General features: G+C 64.5%; 23 protein-coding genes. 11 read left to right on the forward strand and 12 right to left on the reverse strand.

Features of this window, described 5'->3' with window-relative positions:
* Positions 1-19: 19 nt before the first annotated feature.
* Entirely contained in the window at positions 20-745 is a 726-nt protein-coding gene (locus GQB00_RS18725) for a dienelactone hydrolase family protein (protein ID WP_165857398.1), read from the reverse strand.
* A 243-nt stretch (positions 746-988) separates the two neighbouring features.
* On the opposite strand from GQB00_RS18725, the gene GQB00_RS18730 reads away from it, so the two are divergent.
* Entirely contained in the window at positions 989-1,597 is a 609-nt protein-coding gene (locus tag GQB00_RS18730; RefSeq protein WP_111496974.1) for a Yip1 family protein, read from the forward strand.
* A gap of 9 nt (positions 1,598-1,606) precedes the next feature.
* Here GQB00_RS18730 and GQB00_RS18735 read toward each other — a convergent pair whose 3' ends face one another.
* Together GQB00_RS18735 and GQB00_RS18740 are read right to left on the reverse strand one after the other, a co-directional pair.
* The gene (locus GQB00_RS18735) at positions 1,607-2,269 is read right to left on the reverse strand and encodes a TetR/AcrR family transcriptional regulator (RefSeq protein WP_111496973.1); all 663 of its coding nucleotides are present in this window, start codon (positions 2,267-2,269) and stop codon (positions 1,607-1,609) included.
* Positions 2,270-2,385: 116 nt separating this feature from the next.
* The gene (locus tag GQB00_RS18740; protein WP_165857399.1) at positions 2,386-4,944 is read right to left on the reverse strand and encodes an EAL domain-containing protein; all 2,559 of its coding nucleotides are present in this window, start codon (positions 4,942-4,944) and stop codon (positions 2,386-2,388) included.
* Between the two features lie 291 nt (positions 4,945-5,235).
* Here GQB00_RS18740 and GQB00_RS18745 point away from each other — a divergent pair, with 291 nt between their 5' ends.
* From GQB00_RS18745 to GQB00_RS18765, 5 genes are all read left to right on the forward strand, one after another.
* Positions 5,236-5,832, forward strand: a complete 597-nt coding sequence (locus GQB00_RS18745; protein WP_111496971.1) for a DUF938 domain-containing protein — start codon at positions 5,236-5,238, stop codon at positions 5,830-5,832.
* Between the two features lie 70 nt (positions 5,833-5,902).
* Positions 5,903-7,579 carry a dihydroxy-acid dehydratase gene (gene ilvD / locus GQB00_RS18750; protein ID WP_165857400.1) on the forward strand — a complete coding sequence of 559 codons (1,677 nt, stop codon included), beginning with the start codon at positions 5,903-5,905 and terminating at the stop codon, positions 7,577-7,579.
* A gap of 145 nt (positions 7,580-7,724) precedes the next feature.
* Complete coding sequence (locus GQB00_RS18755; RefSeq protein ID WP_165857401.1) at positions 7,725-8,351, forward strand: TetR/AcrR family transcriptional regulator; 627 nt, start codon at positions 7,725-7,727, stop codon at positions 8,349-8,351.
* Positions 8,352-8,695: 344 nt separating this feature from the next.
* Positions 8,696-9,022 (forward strand): thioredoxin, encoded by a 327-nt coding sequence (gene trxA, locus GQB00_RS18760; RefSeq protein WP_111496968.1) that lies wholly within the window; start codon positions 8,696-8,698, stop codon positions 9,020-9,022.
* Between the two features lie 89 nt (positions 9,023-9,111).
* Positions 9,112-9,576, forward strand: a complete 465-nt coding sequence (locus GQB00_RS18765) for a CopD family protein (protein WP_165857402.1) — start codon at positions 9,112-9,114, stop codon at positions 9,574-9,576.
* 37 nt (positions 9,577-9,613) lie between these two features.
* Here the strand turns inward: GQB00_RS18765 and GQB00_RS18770 are convergent, their stop codons facing one another.
* Positions 9,614-10,222, reverse strand: a complete 609-nt coding sequence (locus GQB00_RS18770; RefSeq protein WP_165857403.1) for an arylesterase — start codon at positions 10,220-10,222, stop codon at positions 9,614-9,616.
* Positions 10,223-10,339: 117 nt separating this feature from the next.
* Between GQB00_RS18770 and pbpG the strand changes: the two genes are divergently transcribed.
* A complete protein-coding gene (pbpG, locus tag GQB00_RS18775; RefSeq protein ID WP_111496965.1) occupies positions 10,340-11,269 on the forward strand; it encodes a D-alanyl-D-alanine endopeptidase in 930 nt (309 codons plus the stop codon).
* A gap of 28 nt (positions 11,270-11,297) precedes the next feature.
* Entirely contained in the window at positions 11,298-11,789 is a 492-nt protein-coding gene (locus GQB00_RS18780) for an asparaginase domain-containing protein (RefSeq protein ID WP_111496964.1), read from the forward strand.
* 12 nt (positions 11,790-11,801) lie between these two features.
* On the opposite strand, the gene GQB00_RS18785 is transcribed toward GQB00_RS18780, so the two are convergent.
* Positions 11,802-12,494: a pseudouridine synthase gene (locus GQB00_RS18785; protein WP_165857404.1), complete on the reverse strand. Its 693-nt coding sequence runs from the start codon at positions 12,492-12,494 to the stop codon at positions 11,802-11,804.
* 296 nt (positions 12,495-12,790) lie between these two features.
* Here GQB00_RS18785 and GQB00_RS18790 point away from each other — a divergent pair, with 296 nt between their 5' ends.
* Positions 12,791-13,363, forward strand: coding sequence for a PEP-CTERM sorting domain-containing protein (locus GQB00_RS18790; RefSeq protein WP_111496962.1), 573 nt, complete (start codon positions 12,791-12,793; stop codon positions 13,361-13,363).
* Positions 13,364-13,401: 38 nt separating this feature from the next.
* Here the strand turns inward: GQB00_RS18790 and nudE are convergent, their stop codons facing one another.
* Both nudE and GQB00_RS18800 read right to left on the reverse strand, forming a co-directional pair.
* Entirely contained in the window at positions 13,402-13,950 is a 549-nt protein-coding gene (nudE, locus tag GQB00_RS18795) for an ADP compounds hydrolase NudE (protein WP_111496961.1), read from the reverse strand.
* Complete coding sequence (locus GQB00_RS18800) at positions 13,951-15,219, reverse strand: lytic murein transglycosylase (protein ID WP_416234169.1); 1,269 nt, start codon at positions 15,217-15,219, stop codon at positions 13,951-13,953.
* Positions 15,220-15,398: 179 nt separating this feature from the next.
* Here GQB00_RS18800 and GQB00_RS18805 point away from each other — a divergent pair, with 179 nt between their 5' ends.
* Positions 15,399-16,223 (forward strand): response regulator, encoded by an 825-nt coding sequence (locus GQB00_RS18805; protein ID WP_165857406.1) that lies wholly within the window; start codon positions 15,399-15,401, stop codon positions 16,221-16,223.
* 21 nt (positions 16,224-16,244) lie between these two features.
* On the opposite strand, the gene phoR is transcribed toward GQB00_RS18805, so the two are convergent.
* The 5 genes from phoR to GQB00_RS18830 all read right to left on the reverse strand — a co-directional run bounded on the left by phoR (position 16,245) and on the right by GQB00_RS18830 (position 20,561).
* Positions 16,245-17,558: a phosphate regulon sensor histidine kinase PhoR gene (gene phoR / locus GQB00_RS18810; RefSeq protein WP_111496958.1), complete on the reverse strand. Its 1,314-nt coding sequence runs from the start codon at positions 17,556-17,558 to the stop codon at positions 16,245-16,247.
* 83 nt (positions 17,559-17,641) lie between these two features.
* Positions 17,642-18,334 carry a phosphate regulon transcriptional regulator PhoB gene (phoB, locus tag GQB00_RS18815; protein ID WP_111496957.1) on the reverse strand — a complete coding sequence of 231 codons (693 nt, stop codon included), beginning with the start codon at positions 18,332-18,334 and terminating at the stop codon, positions 17,642-17,644.
* A 137-nt stretch (positions 18,335-18,471) separates the two neighbouring features.
* Positions 18,472-19,356: a 4-hydroxybenzoate octaprenyltransferase gene (gene ubiA, locus GQB00_RS18820; protein ID WP_165857407.1), complete on the reverse strand. Its 885-nt coding sequence runs from the start codon at positions 19,354-19,356 to the stop codon at positions 18,472-18,474.
* Between the two features lie 94 nt (positions 19,357-19,450).
* Positions 19,451-20,023, reverse strand: a complete 573-nt coding sequence (locus GQB00_RS18825; protein WP_111496955.1) for a chorismate--pyruvate lyase family protein — start codon at positions 20,021-20,023, stop codon at positions 19,451-19,453.
* Positions 20,004-20,561 (reverse strand): hypoxanthine-guanine phosphoribosyltransferase, encoded by a 558-nt coding sequence (locus tag GQB00_RS18830; protein ID WP_111496954.1) that lies wholly within the window; start codon positions 20,559-20,561, stop codon positions 20,004-20,006. Before GQB00_RS18830 ends, GQB00_RS18825 begins: the two co-directional genes overlap by 20 nt.
* Before the next feature lie 275 nt (positions 20,562-20,836).
* Here GQB00_RS18830 and rd point away from each other — a divergent pair, with 275 nt between their 5' ends.
* On the forward strand, positions 20,837-21,004 hold the full coding sequence (gene rd / locus GQB00_RS18835) for a rubredoxin (protein ID WP_111496953.1): 168 nt from the start codon (positions 20,837-20,839) through the stop codon (positions 21,002-21,004).
* The last annotated feature ends 36 nt before the right edge of the window (positions 21,005-21,040 follow it).

A 21,040-nucleotide genomic window follows, 5' to 3' on the forward strand; every position in this document is an offset into this window, starting at 1 on the left:
AGGGCATGCGGTCGGCCGCTTAGCCGAACAGTCGCTTGTAGAAGGCCAGTGAGCCTTCCCAGGCGTCCCGGGCCGCATTGGCGTCATAACCCACCGGGAAGCCGAACTTCTGTCCCTTGGCGGTGGCGCCGGGGTTGGTGAAGCCGTGCTGGGCGCCGGGGTAGTTGATCAGGTCGAACCGCACGCCGGCTTCCTGCATTTCCTCTACGAACGCCGCCACCTGCTGCGGCGGGATCATCACATCCGCACCGCCGGTGTAGACCTGCAACTGGCCCTTGATGTCGCCCGGTTTGATCTGGATGTCGGTGCCCAGATTGCCGTGGAAGCTGACCACACCCTTAAGGTCCAATCCCAGCCGCGCCATGTTCAGCGACACCGCGCCACCGAAGCAGTAGCCCTGGGAAGCGATACGCTCCGGATCGACGCTGTCATGGGCCTTGAGCACCTCCAGCGCCCCCCGGTAACGCTTCTCCAGCTCGCCCGGGGTGTCCTTCACCGACAGCATCATGGCCTTGGCGTCGTCCGGGTTATCCGCCTGCGCGGCGTCGCCGTACATGTCGATGGCGAAGGCGGTGTAGCCCTGCTCCGCCAGCTTGTCCGCCTGCTCGCGCACGAAGTCGTTCAGACCCCACCACTCGTGAACCAGGATAATGCCCGGCCGGGGGCCGCTCCGGGTATCGTCGTAGGCAATGTGGCCGATGTAGTTGCGGCCGTCGATCGTATATTCCAGGGATTCACTCGTCATGTTCACCTCCGCTCATGGATGGGTAACCGTTGCTGGACAGGGCGGCCGCTCTCGGACGGGCAACCGCTGTCGGATCCGGATGGAGCAACGCTAGACCGGTCGTCGGATTCCGTCAAAGGGCGTCATGAGCAAGGTCAGTATGGGGTGCGTGCTGTGCAATTATTGACCGGCTTGCGGCAGGTTGATCTATGCTAAGCAAAGGGCCGTTTTCGCCTCACTCGAACAAGAAAGGAGAAGGCTTCTATGTTGCTCAAACACGCTTTCGGTCTGTTCACCCACCCGGATCACGAATGGGCGGAAATCCGTCGGGAGCATGAAACGCCGTGGCACGTCTATGTAGCGTACGTGCTGATACTGGCCGCCATCGGACCGGTTTGTGCCTATATCTCCACCACCTACTTCGGCTGGACGGTCGGCGGCGACCGCCTGATCCGGCTGTCCAACATCAGCGCCATCCAGCTCAGCGTGCTGACCTACGTCGCGATTCTGGTCGGTGTGTTCGCCCTGGGCTGGATGATCGACTGGATGGCCAGCACTTACGGTGCCAAGAGTGAGGCGGACAAATCCAACGGCATGGCCCTGGCCGCCTATGCCGCCACGCCGCTGTTCCTGGCGGGGTTTGCGATGCTCTATCCGGTGCCCTGGTTCAATGCCCTGGTGCTGCTGGCCGCCGCCGCCTACGCCGGCTACCTGGTCTATGACGGTCTGCCCATCGTCATGGGAATTCCCAAGGAGCGGGCGATTCTCTACTGCGGCGCGGTGCTGACGGTGGCGCTGGTGATCCTGGTCACCACCCGGGTCGGTTCGGTGCTGATCTGGAATTACGGTTTCGCGCCGCAGTTCATCGGCTGACCGGCTGAATCAGCGCTCGTCGCTGTCCTGCGGACGGCTGCCGACCGGCTGTTCGCGGGGCTGCCGTGCCAGTTCGATCTCCCGCGTTGTGTAATGCCCCACCATGCGCGCCAGGCCATCGGCCAGTTCGTCGAACCGGATCGGTGGGCTGGGGTCGGTCAGGTGGCGCACCACCGCGAAAATGCCGCCGTGGATCATGATGTAACTCATGGTGGGGATGCTGCGGATCTGCAGGGTTTCCGGATGGTGCATCAGGTACTGGGTCACCAGGTCTGACAGGGCCTTTTGCAGGGGCTCCAGGTACATCTCGAAATCCAGCGTCATGGCGTACTGGACGCAGTTGAGGTAGCGCCCGTCGTCCTGCTGCAGGAAATCGCGGAAGCGGTCGAGCAGCTCCCGCACCGCGTCGGCGATGGGTAAGCGCACCAGCTCCGGCACCAGCGGCTGGATCATCGCCACCGTGTCCGCCACGAAACGCTGCGACATCTCGCTGAAGATGGCTTCCTTGTTGTCGAAGTACTCGTACAGTGAACCCACGCCGACCCCCGCGATATCCGCAATCTGGCGCGTGGTGGTGGCCGCCGGGCCATGTTCGGCCATGGCGATGAAGCCGGCTTCGACGATGGCATTGACGGTGGCCTTGGCCCGCTGCTGTTGCGGTTTCCTGGTCATCTGGCGTTCCCGGCTGGCTGGCGGTTTGAGCCAGTCTAGGTGGACGCGCCGCGAAAGTCGTTTGCCCGGGAAACCGTCCCTCGGGTTTCTGGGGCGACCACGCCGGGCGTGGTGCTTCAGGCGGGTATGAGCGGCGCCGGCCGGCCCCAGTAGTAGCCCTGGCCGCACAGGCCGGGGTAGCGCTGCAGCCAGTCGGCGACCGCTGCCGATTCCACACCTTCCACCACGATGCGGAGATCCAGCGCTTCGCCCAGCTCCACCGCGGTGTGGAAGATGCGCTGGCGCACCGCGTCGATGTGGATGTCGGTCAGGAAACTGCGGTCGATCTTGAGTTCGTCCAGACTGAACGAGGCCAGGGCGCTGAGGGAGGAATAGCCGGTACCGAAGTCGTCCAGGGCGATGCGGAAGCCGGCGTGGCTGAGTTTCTCCAGCATCTGGCGGGCGCGGTCCACATCCCCCATGACGGCGGTTTCGGTGATTTCCAGCATCACCTGGTCGGGCGCTACCCGGTGGCGATCGAGGATTGCCAGCGCCTCGCTGTGAAAGTCCTGTCGCGCCAGATCGCGGGCGGAAATGTTGATGGCGATGGTTACCGCGTAACCGGTCTGCTGCTCCAGCATCGGCAGATCCTGCACCGCCCGTTCGATGGCCCAGAGCGTGACGCCGTGGATGGCGCCCACCTGTTCGGCGAAGGGAATCCACTGGTCCGGGCGGATGCGGCCGTGCTGCGGATGGTCCCAGCGGATCAGCGCCTCGTAGGCGATGACCCGGCTGTCGTGGACGAACACCTTGGGCTGGTAGTGCAGGTGGATGGCGCCGGTGCGCAGGGCCTGGTCCAGGTCCAGGATCAGGAAGTGCTGCAGGTTCTGTTTCTTCTCGGAATACGGATCGTAGACGTTGATGATGGCGTCGCTGGACAGGGCCGCGAAGCCGGCGCGGGAGATCAGTTCGCTGCCGGCGGTGCCGTGTTCCGGCGCGTAGGCCAGCCCCAGCCGGCCCACCCAACTGAACGCGTAGTGTTCTTCGTTGAAAGTCTGCTCCAGCCAGGCGCGGATGTCGTTCCAGGGAATGCTGCCCACGTCGGTGCGCAGGGCGAAGACGTGGTTGAAGGTGTCCACCGTGCCCACCGGGTGGCCCCGGAACAGGATCAGCTGGCCACTGAAATGGGTTTCCAGGTAGCGGCACAGGCGGGTCAGGTAGATGCGCAGCAGGTTTTCCGCCTCCTGGTAGCCCAGCGCGCGCTCGATCTCGCCGTAGCGTTCCAGGCGCAACAGGCCCACCACGAAGGGCTGGTCCAGCGGCGACAGCTGGGCCAGGGTCTGCTCGATGATCGCGCGGTTGGGGCGGCGGGTGATGCGGTTGGAGGCGGCCAGTTGGTCGTAGTCCTGCTCCAGTCGCGTGCGCAGGCGGCGCTCTTCCAGGGCGCGCTGGGTGGCGCTGAGGCGACGCCGACGTTCCTCGACCAGACGATAGCCGACCACCAGCGTCAGGAAAATGGACGCCGCGGCCGTGCCCAGATAGAAACCGGAATTGGTGATGGCGTTGACCGGCACCCAGCCAATGGTGCGCAGCATGGCCGTCGCCGCCCCCAGGATCAGCAGCACCAGGGCCACCGAGAGATAACGCGCCGAGGCCTGCTCACGGGAGCGGGCGAGGGCAACGGCCAGCACCAGCAGCAAGCTGATGCTCCCGCCCACGAGAATGGTGTCCTGCCCCACCAGCCCGGGGAGCACGGGCTCCAGCAGGGCCAGCGCCAGCATGCTCAGGGCGGCAAGGCGCAGGGGGTAGAGCCAGGGGCCGGCGAGCCCCAGGAAGTGCCGGCAGAAGCGGATCAGCGCCACGGCGCTGAGTGCGATCATGGGGGACAGCAGGCTGCCCAGGGCCGGCATGTTGGGCCAGATCAGCCAGAGCCCGAAGCCGTCCACGCACAGCTGGGTAAACAGCACGCTGGTCAGCAGGCAGGTGAGCCAGGCGGCGGCCATGCTGCGCAGTGTGAGCAGCAGGGCGATGTCGAACACCAGGGCAAACAGCAGGACGCCGTAGAGCGCCGCTTTCCAGGCAATCCGGCTGCCCACTTCGCTGAGCAGGTGCTCCGGGCGCGTGACGCTGAAGGGAAACAGCGTCGGTCCGGCGTTATTGACCTCAAAAAGCAGGGTGGTGTAACTGTGTCCGCCCAGCACGATGGGCCAGATCAGCTCCGGCAGTTTGACGATGCGCTCGGCGAAAGGGGCCTGGTCGCCGAGCGTCGGCAGTCGCTCGGGCTGGCCGTCCTCGGGAATGGCGACGGCGCGGACCCGGTCCAGGGAGGGCGCCTCGATTTGCAGCAGCAACGAGAGCGGTTCGGGATCCGGGTTCTGCAGCGTGATGCGGAAGGTGGCGGGCGATTGCAGGTAGCCCAGGCCCTCACGAAAATCGGGCAGGGTTTGCCAGCCGCTGCCCGAGAGCCAGTCGTCGTGTGCCAGGACCTGGTCCAGGTTGGCCTTGCGGAAGGCAATGTGGGGCTGGAAGATATCGTCGCCGGTTTCGGGCAACAGCGACGATGGCTGCAGCGGAAGGGCGTGAGCGCCCAGGGCCGGCGACAGATTCAGCAGGAACCCGTAGACACCGAGCCCGAGAAAAAGCACGAACGGTAGCCAGATCCACTTTCGGACCCTGGGGCTGTGGGGCTCAGGCATGGTAGCCTCGCCGCTGCTGGAGGTGCGTCCTTTGCGCCATCGCGTCGTCCCGGGCCCAATGGCCCAACCTATCGTGGACGGTTACACTTCACTACATGCTGAAATGAATTGTAACACACTGAATTCTCGGGCATTTTACTGTATTTGTAGTTTGTTTGCATATTGTCCTTTCCTTCCGGACATGCCCTGGCGGATGCGGCAAGCCCGACGCTAAAGTTGAGGGCCGTATCCGCCGGCGGCAGGCGACGGGCAGCGGTGGTAACCTGAAGACAACAAACGGAGTGGAACCCTGTGACCAAACCCATCGCCGAACACTGCCTGCGCAACCAGCAGCCCATCGCCGAGGCACTGTCACCCTATCTGGCCGGCGGCGGACGCTGGCTGGAGTTGGGCAGCGGCACCGGCCAGCATGGCGTCTACATCGCCTCCCGCCACGCGGGAGTGGTCTGGCAGCTGAGCGACCTGGAAGATGCCCAGCCGGGCCTGCTGGCCTGGCAGTCCGAGGCCGCCCTGGACAACCTGCCGCCCCCGCGGATCCTGGACGTGACCCGCGACAGCGTCCCGTCCGGGGATTTCGACGGCGTATTCAGTGCCAACACCGTGCACTTTGTAGGCTGGCCGATCGTCCGGGCGCTGTTCGACCGCATCGCGGAGGCCCTGCGCCCGGGCGGTTACGCGGCGCTTTATGGCCCCTTCAACCGCGAGCAACGTTTCACCAGCGAAGGCAATGCGGCCCTGGACGAGTGGCTGCGCAGCCGCGATCCGGACAGTGGGATCAAGGACGAGGCCGACGTGATCGAATGCGCCGCAGAGCGAGGGCTGCGGTTCCACGACGTGCAGGACATGCCAGCCAATAATCGCCTGCTGGTCCTGCGGCAATGTTCCTGACGGGACCGAACCCGACCGGCCGCGGCCGGACTGACATCGGCATAAAAACAGACAGACCGGGAGAGACGATATGAGCGAAGACAAGCGTCGCCGTTACTCGAGCCCTGTGGTTGATGGCCTGGGCAAATCCGCCAGTCGCGCCATGCTGCGCGCGGTTGGCTTTACCGACGAGGACTTCAAGCGGCCGCAGGTGGGCATTGCGTCCACCTGGAGCAACCTGACCCCGTGCAACATGCACATCAACCGGCTGGCGGAAGAGGCCGGCCACGGCGCCGACGACGCCGGTGGCAAGAGCCTGATCTTCAACACCATCACCGTGTCCGACGGCATCGCCAACGGCACCGAAGGCATGAAGTACTCGCTGGTGTCGCGGGAGGTGATTGCCGATTCCATCGAGACCGCCGCCGGCTGCGAGGGGTTTGACGGCCTGGTGGCCATCGGCGGCTGCGACAAGAACATGCCCGGGTGCATGATCGGTCTGGCGCGGCTCAACCGGCCGTCGGTGTTCGTTTACGGCGGTACCATCCAGCCGGGCGAGAACCACACCGACATCATCTCCGTGTTCGAGGCGGTGGGCGCCCACGCCAAGGGCGACATGGATCTGATCGAGGTGAAACAGATCGAGGAAACCGCGATTCCCGGCCCGGGTTCCTGCGGCGGCATGTACACCGCCAACACCATGGCCTCGGCCATCGAGGCGATGGGCATGAGCCTGCCCGGCAGTTCGGCCCAGAACGCTGTGTCCGAAACCAAGGAAGCCGATTGCCGGGCCGCTGGCGCGGCGGTCCTGAACCTGCTCGACAAGGATATCAAGCCGCGCGACATCATGACCCGCGAGGCCTTCGAGAATGCCATCACCGTGGTGATCGCGCTGGGCGGCTCCACCAACGCCGTGTTGCACCTGCTGGCCATGGCGAGCACCGCCGAAGTGGAGCTGTCCATTGACGATTTCACCCGTATCGGCCGCAAGGTGCCGGTGCTGGCGGACCTGCGTCCCAGCGGCCACTACATGATGTCGGAGCTGGTGGCCATCGGCGGCATCCAGCCGTTGATGAAGACCCTGCTGGACGCCGGCATGCTGCACGGGGATTGCCTCACCGTGACCGGCCGTACCCTGGCGGAAAACCTGGCCGAGGTGGCCCCTTATCCGGCCAACCAGGACATCATTCACGCGCTCGACAACCCCATCAAGAAAGACAGTCACCTGCGCATCCTGCGCGGCAACCTGTCACCCACCGGTGCCGTGGCCAAGATCACCGGCAAGGAAGGGACCCACTTCACCGGCCGCGCCCGGGTGTTCCACTCCGAGGAAGAGGCCCAGGCCCGCATCATGGACGGCACGGTGGTGGCCGGCGATGTGCTGGTGATCCGCTACGAAGGGCCCAAGGGCGGCCCCGGCATGCGCGAGATGCTCACCCCCACGTCCGCCATCATGGGCAAGGGGCTGGGCAGCGACGTGGCGCTGATCACCGACGGCCGTTTCTCCGGTGGCAGCCACGGTTTCGTGGTGGGACACGTCACGCCGGAAGCCGCCGACGGCGGGCCCATTGCGCTGGTGGAAGACGGCGACACCATCACCATCGATGCCGACGCCAATACCATCGAGCTGGACGTGTCCGATGAGGAGCTGGAGCGCCGCCGCCAGGCCTGGCAGCCGCCGGCGCCGAAGTACCGGCGCGGTGTGCTGGCCAAGTACGCCAGAACCGTCAATTCCGCCTCCGAGGGAGCGGTGACCGATGCCTTCTGACCGGGCCGTCGGGCCGGCGTGGTGCCGGTCCGACCAGCATACCGGGCGGTGGCTTGCGCGTTCTCCTTGGGGATGGCCCGGAATCGGTAGTATCCGAAATCTGTTCAGTTTGACGCCAACTAGACGACTGGTCTAATATCGAGCTATGACTTCAGTAACCGCAAAACCCCAGGCCAAACCGGGCAACGAAACCCGGGCTGAACTGATCCGGGTGGGCAGCGACATCATCGCCCGCCGCGGCTTCAACAGCACCGGCATCAACGTGGTCCTCAAGGAAGCCGGGGTGCCCAAGGGGTCGTTCTACTATTACTTCGCCAGCAAGGAGGATTTCGGGCTGGCGGTGATCGACGATTTCGCCGCGGATTACGAAGACCGCCTCAATCGTACCCTGGGCAACGCGGAACTGGCGCCGCTGGAGCGAATTCGCCAGTTCCTGGAGGAAGGCATGACCGATATGACCGACTGCGACTGTTGTCGCGGTTGTCTGGCGGGCAACCTGGGGCAGGAACTGGCGGGACAGAACGAGGCCTTCCGTCAGCGCCTGGATGGCCTTTTCAACGACTGGCAGGCACGTTTTGCCCGCTGTCTCGACGAGGCGCGCGAGCGTGGTGATATCGACGCGTCCGCCGACACCTCGGCGTTGGCGCAGCTGCTGCAGATGGGCTGGCAGGGCGCCACCCTGCGTGCCAAGGTGAGCCGATCGGTGACGCCGATGCAGGGCTTTGCCGATATGTTCTTCCGGCAAGTGCTGGGCGCGCGCGCCCGACATTAGTCCCGGGAAAGCCATCGGTGGCTGAGACCGCCGGGGCAGACGTCATCAGGCGACGGATCGTCCGGGCGCCTGATTTTTTGGATCGGGTTTGTAGTAGACCGGTCTACAAATTCGATCTATGAATAGAAGGTCGCGTTCTGTCGAGTGGCGGTTAACCCGTCAATACCCTGGTCGTCTGAGCAGGCAAACTGGGCAGGCTCGACACCACATCGTGTCCCAGGCCGGGGCATGTGAAAGAACGCAGATCCTGTGCATCCCGCAGATTGTCTGCAGATCCGTGGCTGCAGATCCATGTGTGCAAACCAAGAGTGAAACCACGAGTGAAACCAAGAGGAGGATAGACCATGAGCCATGAACCCGTTGCTGTGACCGCAGAGACTTTCGAGCAGGAAGTGCTGAACGCCGAAGGGCCCGTCCTGGTGGACTTCTGGGCGGAGTGGTGCGCGCCGTGCAAATCCATCGCCCCGTTGCTGGAAGACATCGCCGACGAACAGGGCGAGCGCCTGAAAGTCGCCAAGCTGGATGTGGACGCCTATGGCGATGTGGCCGCCCGCTACCGCGTGCGCTCGATCCCGACGCTGATGATGTTCCGCGACGGTGAGCCGGTCGGCACCCAGATCGGCGCCGTGGGCGCGCGTGAACTGAACGGTTTTATCGACAGCCACGCCTGATCCTGTGCGGGCAGGGAGGCCCGTGCCATGTTGCCTGATCGGAGGCCCTGCTATAGTGCCCGCCGTAACCGCTTCAGGAGACAGGCATTATGGGATTTTTGATTGCGCTTCATACGCTGGCCGCCGTGATCTGGGTCGGTGGTATGTTCTTCGCTTACGTGGCGCTGCGCCCGGCGGCGGTGCAGGTATTGGAGCCGGCCCAACGGGCGGCCCTGTGGGGCGCCACGCTGGCCCGCTTTTTCCTGTGGGTCTGGATCGCTGTGGTGGTCCTGCTGCTGTCGGGTTTCGCCACCCTGGGGCTGTATTTCGATGGCCTGGCGTCGGCCGGCTGGCACGTGCATGCGATGGTCACCCTGGGCGCGGTGATGATGCTGCTGTTCCTGCACGTATGGTTTGCACCCTATCGCCGTCTTAAACAGGCGCTGGCGAATCAGGACATTCCCGAGGCGGGCCGTCGCATCGGTCAGATCCGGAAGTTTGTACTCGCTAACCTGGTGCTCGGTATCGTTGTGGTGCTGATCGCTTCCGGTGGGCGTTATATTTTTCTGGGCTGAGGCCGTGTTCCGGGTCTGAAGACCGGCAGGCCGTGGCTCAGAGTGCGCCTTCGGCCTGCAACTGCCCGTAGACGGCTTCGGCCAGGCGCCGGTAACCGTCGGCGTTGAAATGCACGGCGTCGGATTTGACCTCCGGGTTGCGCAGCAGGTCGGCCACAGCGTCGTCCTCGAACGGCAGGTCGTAGCGTTGCGCCAGGTCGCCATAGAGCGGCGCCGTGTCGGAGAACAGTTTTTTCTCGGGCACGCCCACCAGTAAGACCTCGATACCCCGCTCGCGGGCCATCTCAATCATGCGCTCCAGATTAGCTTCGGTAACCGCGGGGTCGTGGTTGCGCAGGATATCGTTACCCCCTTCCAGCAGGATCATCAGGTTGGGCCGCGTCCGGTCCAGCACCTGCGGCAGGCGCTGCAGGCCCTCTGTGGTGGTCTCTCCGGCGATGCCGGCATTGATGACGGTGCGCCCGCTGAGCCGCTCCAGCGCTGCCGGGTAACTCTGTTCCGCGTCCACACCCACGCCTTCGGTCAGGCTGTCGCCGAATGCCAGAATGACATCGTCGTCGAACAGCGGCTCCAGCCTGGGATCGCTGCAAGCGGCCAGCAGCAGGGCCAGGCCGATCAGGGTGAGGGTACTGCGGAGGTTGCGCATAGGTCTTTCCTGAGGGTCCATTCCATGGTCTGTCGCTGGATTCGGGGCTGAATTCCGGCGCTCATCCGTGTATAACGCTCATTCCATAAGCGTTCGATTTCCAGAGGTAGGGCCAGTATGCACCGTGGGTGGCGACTCCCGCTGTTTCTTTTCGTTATTCTGCCGATCCTGGCGTGCAGCCGTGCCTGGGCAGCGCCCGATCCGGCCGGTCTGGAGCTGGCCTCGGTCAATGCCGCAGTGGCCTATGTGGACGGCGGCGAGCCCATCTTCAGCAAGCACCCGGACCGGTCGGTGCCCATTGCCTCGGTGACCAAATTGATGACGGCGGTGGTGGTCATGGACGCCGGCCAGCCGATGGACCAGTGGCTGGAAGTCTACAAACGCCATCGGCCGGCACCGAACAACGCCTACTCCCGCATCCGCATCGGTTCCACCCTCAAGCGCGGCGACATGCTGCGCATCGCCCTGATGTCGTCGGAGAACCTGGCGGCCTACACCCTGGCGCGGCATTACCCCGGCGGCTTCGACGCCTTCGTACGGGCGATGAACGAGAAAGCCGCGGAGCTGGGGATGAGCCACAGCCATTTCGTGGAACCGACCGGCCTGTCGCCGGAGAACCACGCCTCGGCCGGCGATCTGGTCAAGCTGGTGCGGGCCGCTTTCGCCCACCCGGAGCTGCGTCGCTACACCACCACCGGCTACTTCACCGCGCATTTCCGCCAGCCGCGCTACGATCTGCGTTTCGGCAACACCAATCCGCTGGTACACCGCCAGAGCTGGGATGTGGAGCTGAGCAAGACCGGCTACCTCTCCGAGGCCGGGCGCTGCCTGATCATGGTCACCCGCATCGACGGGCGCGAGGTGGTGGCGGTGCTGCTGGATTCCTTCGGCACCCGCACGCCGCTGGGGGATGCCGGGCGGGTGCGCCGCTGGCTGACCAGCGGCCAGGGAGGCAGCATTGCCAAGGCCGCCCGGGCATACGAGAATCGACGTAATGCCGAATACGCCAGTCGCCAGACGGCAAAGGCCGAAACGGCCACACCCTGAGGCTGGCGCAACCACCGGAGGGCGAGTCATGACGGACAACGGATTGCTGGTACTGACCACCGGCGGCACGATCGACAAGATCTACTTCGACGCCAAGAGCGAATTCAGTATCGGCGACAGCGAGTTTGCGGACATCGCCGCGCTGGCCCAGGTGTCGATGCCCTACCGGGTGGAATCGGTAATGCGCAAGGACAGCCTGGACATGACCGACGCCGACCGCCAGGCGATCCGCGCGGCGGTGGAGGCGGCACCGGAACGCCGCATACTGATCACCCACGGCACCGACACCATGGTGGACACCGCGCGGGTGCTGGCGGACCTGCCGGATCGCATCATCGTCCTGACCGGCGCCATGCAGCCCTCACGCATGCGTGTGACGGACGCCCCATTCAACGTCGGCTTCGCCCTCGGTGCGCTGCAGTCCCTGGCCAGCGGCGTCTACATCGCCATGAGCGGCCAGATCCTCAATCCCCATCACGCCCGCAAGAACCGCGCGGCGGGGCGCTTCGAGGCGGAGTAGCCCCCAGCTTTCCTATCGGAAGCTGTCGATTTCCGCCTCGGTCAGCGATCGGTATTCTCCGGGACCCAGCTCCGGGTCCAGCGTAACCGCCCCAATCGCTTCCCGGTGTAATCCGGTCACGTGATTGCCCACGGCCGCCAGCATGCGCTTGACCTGATGGTAGCGCCCCTCGCTGAGGGTCAGTCGCAGCTGCTTCTCCGATAACGGCTCGACACCGGCCGGCGCGGTCGGCCGGTTATCGCTTTTCAGCGTCACGCCCTGCTCCAGGGCGCTCACCATGTCCGATGTCCAGGGTTCCGCCAGTTCCACCCGATAGCGTTTGCTGCACTTTGCCCTGGGGGACGTGACCCGGTGTGACCACTGGCCGTCCGTGGTCAGCAGCACCAGACCGGTGGTGTCCAGATCGAGCCGGCCGGCCACGTGCAGGTTGCGGCGCAGTTCCGGCGGCAGCAGATCGGTCACGGTCGTGTGTTCGCCGTCCCGGGTGACGCTGACCACATCGGCCGGTTTGTTCAGCATCAGGTAGCGTTCACCGGGAAGTGTCAGCGGCTGGCCGTCGAGTTCGACGACGTCGCCGTCCGCCAGGTGTGTGGCCGCTTTGCGGCACAGCTCGTTGTTGATGGTGACGCGACGGCCGAGGATGCAGCGGCGGGCTTCCTTGCGAGTCATGTCGGCGGCGTTGGCGAGGAAAAAGTCGAGGCGCATGGTCGGGAGTCCACGGGTTGCTGGGCGGCCGCAATGGCGCGGTGCCGGCAGGTTACCGGGAAAGGCGCAGAGCGTCGATGGCCGGCGCCGGAGCAGCGCCCGTTTACCGGGTGTGACAGGCGTCGAACGGCCTGCCGGCAAAGCTGATAATTCGTCGGGTTTCTTTACAGGTCGGCGTCATAATTCCGAATAAAATCATTTAAAAACATGCAGTTAAAAATTGGCCTGGCGATTGCTAATCACGGTCTGAGGGCCACTGCCTTCTCCCAAAAAGAACCGAAACAAGGAATTTTGCCATGAAAAGATACCTAGCGATGCTGGGCGCTGCGCTGCTGTTGCTGGCTGGCGGTTCCGCCAATGCGACCGTGATCACGCTGACGGATACCACCAAGTTCCTGAGCGATGCGACGGACGCGCCGGAAGACTTGCAAAGTTACGGCGGTCGTTATGTGAACAAGCTGGAAGGTTTCCTCGACCACGTGTCCTGGAAGCACCAGTATGTGTTCGATCCGGCCGCGAGCGAGCTGTTGACCGGTACTCTGACGCTGTACCTCAAGGACGATGAGCACGACAACATCTTCAAACCCTGGACCTGGGAGTTCGGTTTCGGCTACACCGAAAACGGCGACTGGGACATCGGTGGCGTCGATAGCGGTGCCTACGGCTATGACATCGATGTGGCCTCCCTGGCCGACGGTATGTTCGGTGTGACCCTGAAATCGCTGGGTGGCGATTTCTACATCAAGAAGTCGGTCCTCGAGATCACCTATAAGTCCGTGCCGGAACCCGGTACTTTGGCCCTGCTGGGCACCGGTCTGCTGGCGTTCGCCTGCAGCCGCCGCCGTCGCCAGTCGTCACTGGCTGCCTGACGGCGATTTGCAGCGCCCCACCCGGGGCGCTGTTTGCCTTATCCCCGGCGGGCCAGGCGGTCGCGCACCATGAACAGCGCCGCGATCACCCGCGCTTCGGTCACGTCTTCCCGCGCCACCAGCTGCTCCAGCTCCGACAGCTTCCAGGTCACCACTTCCAGCGGCTCCGGTTCGTCCCCCGGCAGGCTTTCCTCGTAAAGGTCGCGGGCGATGACTGCGCGGATATGATGGCCCATGTAGCCCGGTGACAGAGTCATGTCCTTGAGCCGTTCCAGATGACCGGCGCCGTAGCCGATTTCTTCCTTCAACTCGCGGTTGGCCGCGTCGCGCCAGTCCTCGCCATGCTCGTAGGCGCCCTTGGGCAGGGTGAGCTGGTAGGCTTCCACGCCGACGCCGTATTCGCGGATCATCACCACCGTATCGTCGTCCAGCAGGGGCACGCACATGACGCCAGCCAGGGGCGGTGTGCGCAGGCGTTCGAACTCACGTTCCTCGCCGTTGCTGAAGCGCAGGTGAACCGATTCGATGCCGAATAACCGGCTGCGGGCCACCAGGCGGGTGTCGAGGATGTCGGGTTTGTCGTCCATTCAGCTGGCTTCCGGGTCGCTCAGTTGGATGTTGAGGGCCTCGAAGACCGAGGGGTCGGGGTAGCCGTCGGCGATCAGGTTGCGGTCTTTCTGGAAATCGCGGATGGCGCCGCGGGTGGCCGGGCCCAGGATGCCGTCCGGTGTACCGCTGTCATAACCCTGGTCGTTGAGGGCCGTTTGCAGGGCCTGGATGTCCTGCCGGGACAGGCGCGGCAGGTCGGTGGGCGGCGGGTGCTGCAGACCGCCGGCACCGGCGATGCGGTCCGCCAGATTGCCGACCGCCAGTGCGTAGTACTCCGAGCGGTTCCAGCCCATGATCACGTCGAAGTTGTGGTAGACGAGGAACGCGGGGCCCTCGTGGCCGGCCGGTACCAGCAGCGCCGCCTCAATGTCGGCATGCGCCAGTGGGTTACCGAAAGCGTCGGTCAGGCCCAGACTGCGCCACTCGGAGAGCGGGCGCGCGCGTTTGAGACCGGCCTGGCTGTAGTCGAATCCGTCCGGCAGGATCACCTCACGGCCCCAGCGATAGTCGCCGTCCCAGCCCAGGTTATTGAGGAAATTGCCCGCGGACATCATGGCGTCCGGCACGCTGTGCCAGAGATCGCGCTTGCCGTCGCCGTCGGCATCCACCGCGTAGCGCAGGAACACCGAAGGCATGAACTGCACGTGGCCCATGGCGCCGGCCCAGGAACCTTCCATCTGGTCCGGCTCGATCGCGCCCTCGTCGATGATGCGCAGGGCGGAAATCAGTTCGCCGGAGAAGTAGCTGCTGCGGCGGTGATCGCAGGCCAGGGTGGCGAGCGCGCTGGGTACCGGCATCTTGCCGAAATAACTGCCGAAGTTGGTCTCCAGGCCCCAGAAGGCCACCAGGTAGGGGCCGGGGACGCCGGTCTCGCGGGTGACCCGGTCGAGCAGGTCGGCGTGGGTCTTGAGCAGCTCACGGCCTTTCTCGATGCGGGCGTCGTTGACCCGGCGGTTGAAGTAGTCGGCGAAGGTGGTGGTGAACTCCGGCTGGCGGCGGTCCAGTTCGATCACCCGGTCCAGCAGGGTAACGTGGTCCAGCACGTCGGCGGTGACTTGCGGCGTAACGCCGGCCTGCAGGGCCTGATCCTTGAGTCCGGCGATGCAGTCGCTGAACGGCGTGGTGCCGCTGGCGGCCTCACTGTCTGTGGCGGCCTGGCCCAGGCCGGGCAGGAGGCAACTGCTCAGCAGCAGGCCGCACAGGGTTCGTTGGGCAGGGATCCGTCGTCTGGCAGTCCGTGGTCTCAATGGGGCATCCTCTCGCTGGTAACCGGGGCGAATCCGCATGGTAGCCTGTTTTGACCGGCCGAAAACACCGCCAGTACGTCCTGCCAATGACAATTTTTTAAGGAATAACACGGTTGTGCAACAGGGCCGCCGGGTGGCTTGGGCTATAGTGGGGGCAATACTCCAAAAAGGGCCGCAGTATGGCAAAGCTCAAGGCGCTGGTGGTGGACGACGCCAGCTTCGTCCGGGACCTGATCAAACGCACCGTCCGCAGCCGCTTCCCGGTCATGGAAATGACCGAGGCGACCAACGGCAAGAAGGCCCAGTTCCTGATGACCAAGACCGTCTACGATCTGGTGCTGTGCGACTGGGAGATGCCGGAAATGTCTGGCCTGGAGCTGCTGCGCTGGATGCGTCAGAACGAGCATTACAAGAGTTGCCCGTTCATCATGATCACCAGTCGCGGCGACAAGTCCCACGTGGTCGAGGCGGTCCAGGAGGGGGTCTCGGAATACTTGGGCAAGCCGTTCAGTCCGGACGGCCTGAGCAAGAAGATCACCAAAGTGATGGGGCGCAAGCTGAAACAGGCGATGGGCGCGTCCGGGGGATCCATGGAGGGGCCGGCGGATGCGTTCAAGGAATCCGCCGCGCTGCTGACCCGTAAGCCGTCCAGCGCCAGCGAGCCGCCGGCTGCCGGCCGTCCGGCCCCCAAGGCCCGCAGCGTGGCCAGCGTGCGCTTCGCGGAATCCACCCTGCCGTGTGTGGTGAAGGACATCACCCTGACCGAGATACGCTGCATCGCCAAGCGCGACCAGTCGTTCCCGGGCATCCTCGACCAGGCGGTGGTGGACATCGAGTTCCGTGAGGGCGAGATGGCCCGCCTCAACGGTTACGTGCACCAGCTGCAGGCGGTGGAAAAACGCCAGGACACGGATTTCGTCAGCCTGGTGATCCGCTTCGTCGACGACGACCCCCAGAAAATGGAAGACCTGTCACGCTTCATCGCCCGCTTTCGCGCCGGCTAGCGATTCCCGCCGGGCGACCTCTCAGGCGCTCTTGATCGGCGCTTCGGTCAGTCGCGTGCGCGGGAAATGGCAGATGAACTCGCTGCCTTCGCCGGGGTGGCTGTGGATCTCCAGCCGGCCGTCGTGGTTGAGCAGCACATGCTTGACGATGGCCAGGCCCAGGCCGGTGCCGCCGGTCTGCTGGTGGCGGCTGGGATCGGCGCGGTAGAAGCGTTCGGTCAGGCGCGGAATATGGATCGGGTCGATACCGATCCCGCTGTCCTTGACCGCCAGGTGGGCACCGTCCCGGTCGGTGTACCAGCGAACCTTGATGGTGCCACCCGCCGGGGTGTATTTGACGGCGTTGAAGATGATGTTGGAGAAGGCGCTGCGCAGCTGGTTCTCGTCGCCGAACAGGTAGTGCCGCTCGCCGATGTTCATGTCGATCTCGTGGCCGGAATCGCCGCTGAAGGCGCGGGCGTCGCTGCAGGTCTGACGGATCAGGGCCGACACGTCGGTGACCCGGTCGTCGACGTGCTGCTCGCCGGTTTCCAGCTTGGCCAGCAGGATCAGGTCGGTGATCAGTGCTTCCATCCGTTCCGACTGCTGGCTCATGGTGGCCAGGGCCCGCTTCCACTTGGGCGGCGCTTCGTCGGCGTGGTCGGACAGGGTTTCCAGGTAGCCGCTGATCACGGTCAGCGGTGTGCGCATTTCGTGGGACACATTGGACACGAAATCCCGCCGCATCTGTTCCAGCTGCACCAGCCGCGTCACATCCTTGGCCACGATCAGGCGGTCGTCGTCGCCGAACAGGCTGATCTGGATCTGCAGGTGGATGTGGGGCTTGGCCGGCGAGCGCAGTTCCAGCGGTTCCCGGTAGTCGCGGGCATCGAAATAGGTCTTGAAGGCCGGGCTGCGGATCAGGTTGTGGATCGGCTGGCCGCGGTCGGTTTCCCGGCGGAAGCCCAGCAGGTGTTCGGCGGACCAGTTCCACCACTCCATCACCCCGTCGGCATCGGTCATGACCACGCCGTCGCGCATGGCGTTGGTGGATTCCTGTACGCGGTTGATGCGGGCCTGCAGCTGGTCCCGGGTGCGCAGATGGTTCTGGTGCATGCGATGCAGGCCGTCGAACAGCTCGCCCCACAGGCCCACCGAGCCGGGGGCTTCGTCGTCATCGTCGGGATGGTAGAGCCAGTGATGCAGGCGGCGGGTCTGGTACAGGTTCCAGATCGTAAACACCACCAGGCCGACCAGCAGCCCGATCAGCGGGTAGCCGAACCAGAAGCCCACGATAACCAAGGCCACCAGGCCCCCGATCAACAGGCGCAAGTAGTGTGACCAGTTATGCTGCATGGGCACTTCCCGTCAGGACGCCGGGCGCAGTTGCCGGCGTCGGTACATGGTGATGCTGGAACGCCCCGGCGGGACTTGGCCGGTCAGGCGGCCTGGGTCGAGAACCGGTAGCCGGTGCCCCGGACCGTCTGGATCAGGTGATCGTATTTGTCTCCCAGCGCTTTACGCAAGCGCCGGATGTGCACATCGACGGTGCGTTCCTCGACGTAGACATTACCGCCCCAGACCTGATCCAGCAATTGCGCACGGGTATAGACGCGCTCCTGGTGGGTCATGAAGAACTGCAGCAGCTTGTACTCGGTTGGTCCCATGTCGACCGCGCCGGTCGGTGTCGTCACCCGGTGGCTGGCCGGGTCGAGCTGCAGGCCGTTGACCTCGACCGGTGTTTCCACCCCGGCCGGCGTCGTGCGGCGCAGCACGGCCTTGAGGCGCGCCACCAGTTCGCGCGGGGAGAACGGCTTGGTGATGTAATCGTCGGCGCCGGACTCCAGGCCCTGCACCTTGTTGTCTTCCTCGACCTTGGCGGTGAGCATGATAATGGGGATTTCCGCCGTGGTCTCTTCCTTCTTGAGGCGTCGGGCCAGCTCGATGCCGCTGGTACCCGGCAGCATCCAGTCCAGCAGGACCAGGTCCGGCTTCTTGTCCACGATCATGGCGTGCGCTTCCAGTGCGTCGGCCGCTTCCAGATAGTCGTAGTCGGCCATTTCCAACGCGACCGCGATCATCTCGCGAATCGATGCCTCATCATCGACAATCAGAACAGTCTTTCCTGTCATGACATTTCACCCTGTCATCACCAGCGAATGGAGTCGGGTTTCAGGAGAAACCCCACTCGTGTTGCTGGCTCATTACAACCGTCATTTGTTACAAGTATATGACAAGGGCCGGACGGGGCCGATTCCTGTCACCGCCGCTACAGCAACAGGTCGAGGAAGAGGCCCGAGAAGACGGCGGCGCCGGCCCAGTTGTTGTTGAGGAACGCCTTGAAACAGGGCTCGCGTTCGCGGAAGCGCGCCAGATGCTGCTGGTACACGAACAGCACCGCCATGCCCAGTAACCCCAGGTAATAGAAAGTCCCCAGATCCGACTGCACGCCCACCATGGCCAGGATCAGCACCGTCAGCGCCTGCAGGATACCGACAATCAGGCGGTCCGCTTCGCCGAACAGGATCGCCGTGGACTTGACCCCGATCTTCAGATCGTCGTCGCGGTCCACCATGGCGTAGAGGGTGTCGTAGGCCACGGTCCACAGCAGGTTGGCGGTGAACAGCAGCCAGGTCAGGCGCGTCACGTCGTTGGCCTCCGCCGCCCAGGCCATGGGAATGGCCCAGGAGAAAGCGGCCCCCAGGAACAGTTGGGGCAGGTGGGTGTAGCGCTTCATGAACGGATAGATGAAGGCCAGCACCAGCCCGCCGAACGACAGGTAGAGCGTCAGGGTATTGGTGAAGAATACCACCATCAGGAACGACGCCAGGCACAGGCCCAGAAACAGCAAAACCGCTTCCGCCGGTTTGATCTCGCCGGTGGCCAGCGGGCGCGCCTTGGTGCGTTTGACGTGGCCGTCCACCTTGCGGTCGGCGAAGTCGTTGATGGCGCAGCCGGCGGATCGCATCATGAACACGCCCAGCACGAACACCACCAGGTTGCCGATCGCCGGTATGCCGTCCCCGGCCAGCCACAGGGCCCACAGGGTCGGCCAAAGCACCAGCAGGGAGCCGATCGGGCGGTCCAGCCGCGTCAGGCGGTAGTAGGCGGAGAGCTTGGTTTGCAGGTTGGCGGGCAGAAAGTCGAGCGTCATGGGGTCCCTGGCAGGTCCGGTGAACGAAAGCTGACCGATTATAGCCGCCGGAGCGCAGCGGATTGAAGCGAACCGTCCAATGCGGCCCGGAACGTTAGAGCGCTGGCCTGGCTCGCAGCAGCTGCGAGTAGAAGAATTCGCTGACCAGGAGCGCGTGAGAACCGCGGCGGAAGCAGGAGCGTCGCCCGATGGCCGGGTCATGGCCGGCCTGGCGAGCGATGCCGGTTTCCAGCGGTCCGCGCTGCCAGCGACGGTGATGGAACAGGTAGGCGCCCAGGGGCTGGCGGCCGAGCTGCCGCAGGCGTTTGCCGGGGCCATTCAGGGTGGCCAGGGGAATCACCGTACGGGCCAGCACCCAGGGCTGGCCGTCGCCGCGAAGATGGACTTCGCGGATCCAGCAGAGTTCACGATCGTTCAGCCCCAGCAGGCGGGCTTCATCGAAGCTGGGGCGATCGAAGCATTCGCGCAGGACCTCCACGGCAAAATGCTCGCGACAGCGTGCCTTGAGGGCCTGGGTCAACGAGCCTTCCAGTGTCAGCCACAGCGCCGCGCCTTCCACCGCGCCGGGGTGCGAGAGTCTGGCCGCGCCGGCGTTGGGGTGCCAGTGGCAGGCCGGAATCACGGCCGGCGTGTCGTGACGGTGCCGTTCACAGCCCTTTGACGGCATAGATGCCCGGAGCGTTGCGCCAGTAGCCCTTGTAGTCCATGCCGAAGCCGAACAGGAAACGGTCTTCCACTTCCAGCCCGGTAAAGTCCGCCTTCAGGCCGGGGCGGGCCTTGCGGTCGTGCTGCTTGTCTACCAGCACGGCGGTGAGCACTTCGGCGGCACCCTGGGCCTTGCAGTAGTCGACGATGGCGTTGAGGGTGGTGCCCTCGTCGAGGATGTCGTCGACGATCAGCACGGTGCGGCCGGTCATGTCGGCGTCCGGGCGCAGCTTCCATTCGAGGATGCCGCCGGTGGTTTCCTGGCGGTAGCGGGTGGCGTGCAGGTATTCCGCCTGCAGCGGGAACGGCAGACGCGGCAGCAGCTGCCCGGTCAGGATCAGGCCGCCGTTCATGACGCAGAACAGCAGCGGATCACGACCTTGAAGCCGTTCGGCAATGCCTTGCGCCATGGAATCGATGGCCTGTTGCACCTGTGCCTCGCTACAGAGGCAGTCGGCTTCGTCGAAGACGCGTTGCAGTTCGTCGTGGCTGTCAGTCATACCCTGGGATCCTGTTCCGGGGGGAACGGCCGCCGCCGGCTCCCCAAAAACGGCCCATTATACCCAAGCCGGATGCGTCGCGGGAGGGGCATCGGGGTTGATACCGATGTGGCTATGGCGTAGCTAGGCAGAGGCAATCGCCGGGGAATTGGTCCTGCCGCGCACAAGGCGTATCATGTCGGGCCCAATGAACACATGTACGCTGAGCGCAATTGCGCGCTCGATTGTAGAACATTTAAGATCCCTGACCGGATGAGAGAACCTGGAGGAAAACGATGAAAAAGTGGCAGTGTGTCGTCTGTGGCTGGATTTACGACGAGGCCCAGGGCTGGCCGGAAGACGGCATCGAGCCGGGGACTGCCTGGGAAGACGTGCCTGAAGACTGGGTATGCCCGGACTGCGGCGTCGGCAAGGAAGACTTCGAGATGATTGAGATCGGCTGATCCCGATCCCCCGCGACCGGCTGCATGGCCGGCGTG

Source organism: Marinobacter sp. JSM 1782161, assembly GCF_011421605.1.
GTDB lineage: Bacteria > Pseudomonadota > Gammaproteobacteria > Pseudomonadales > Oleiphilaceae > Marinobacter_A > Marinobacter_A bohaiensis.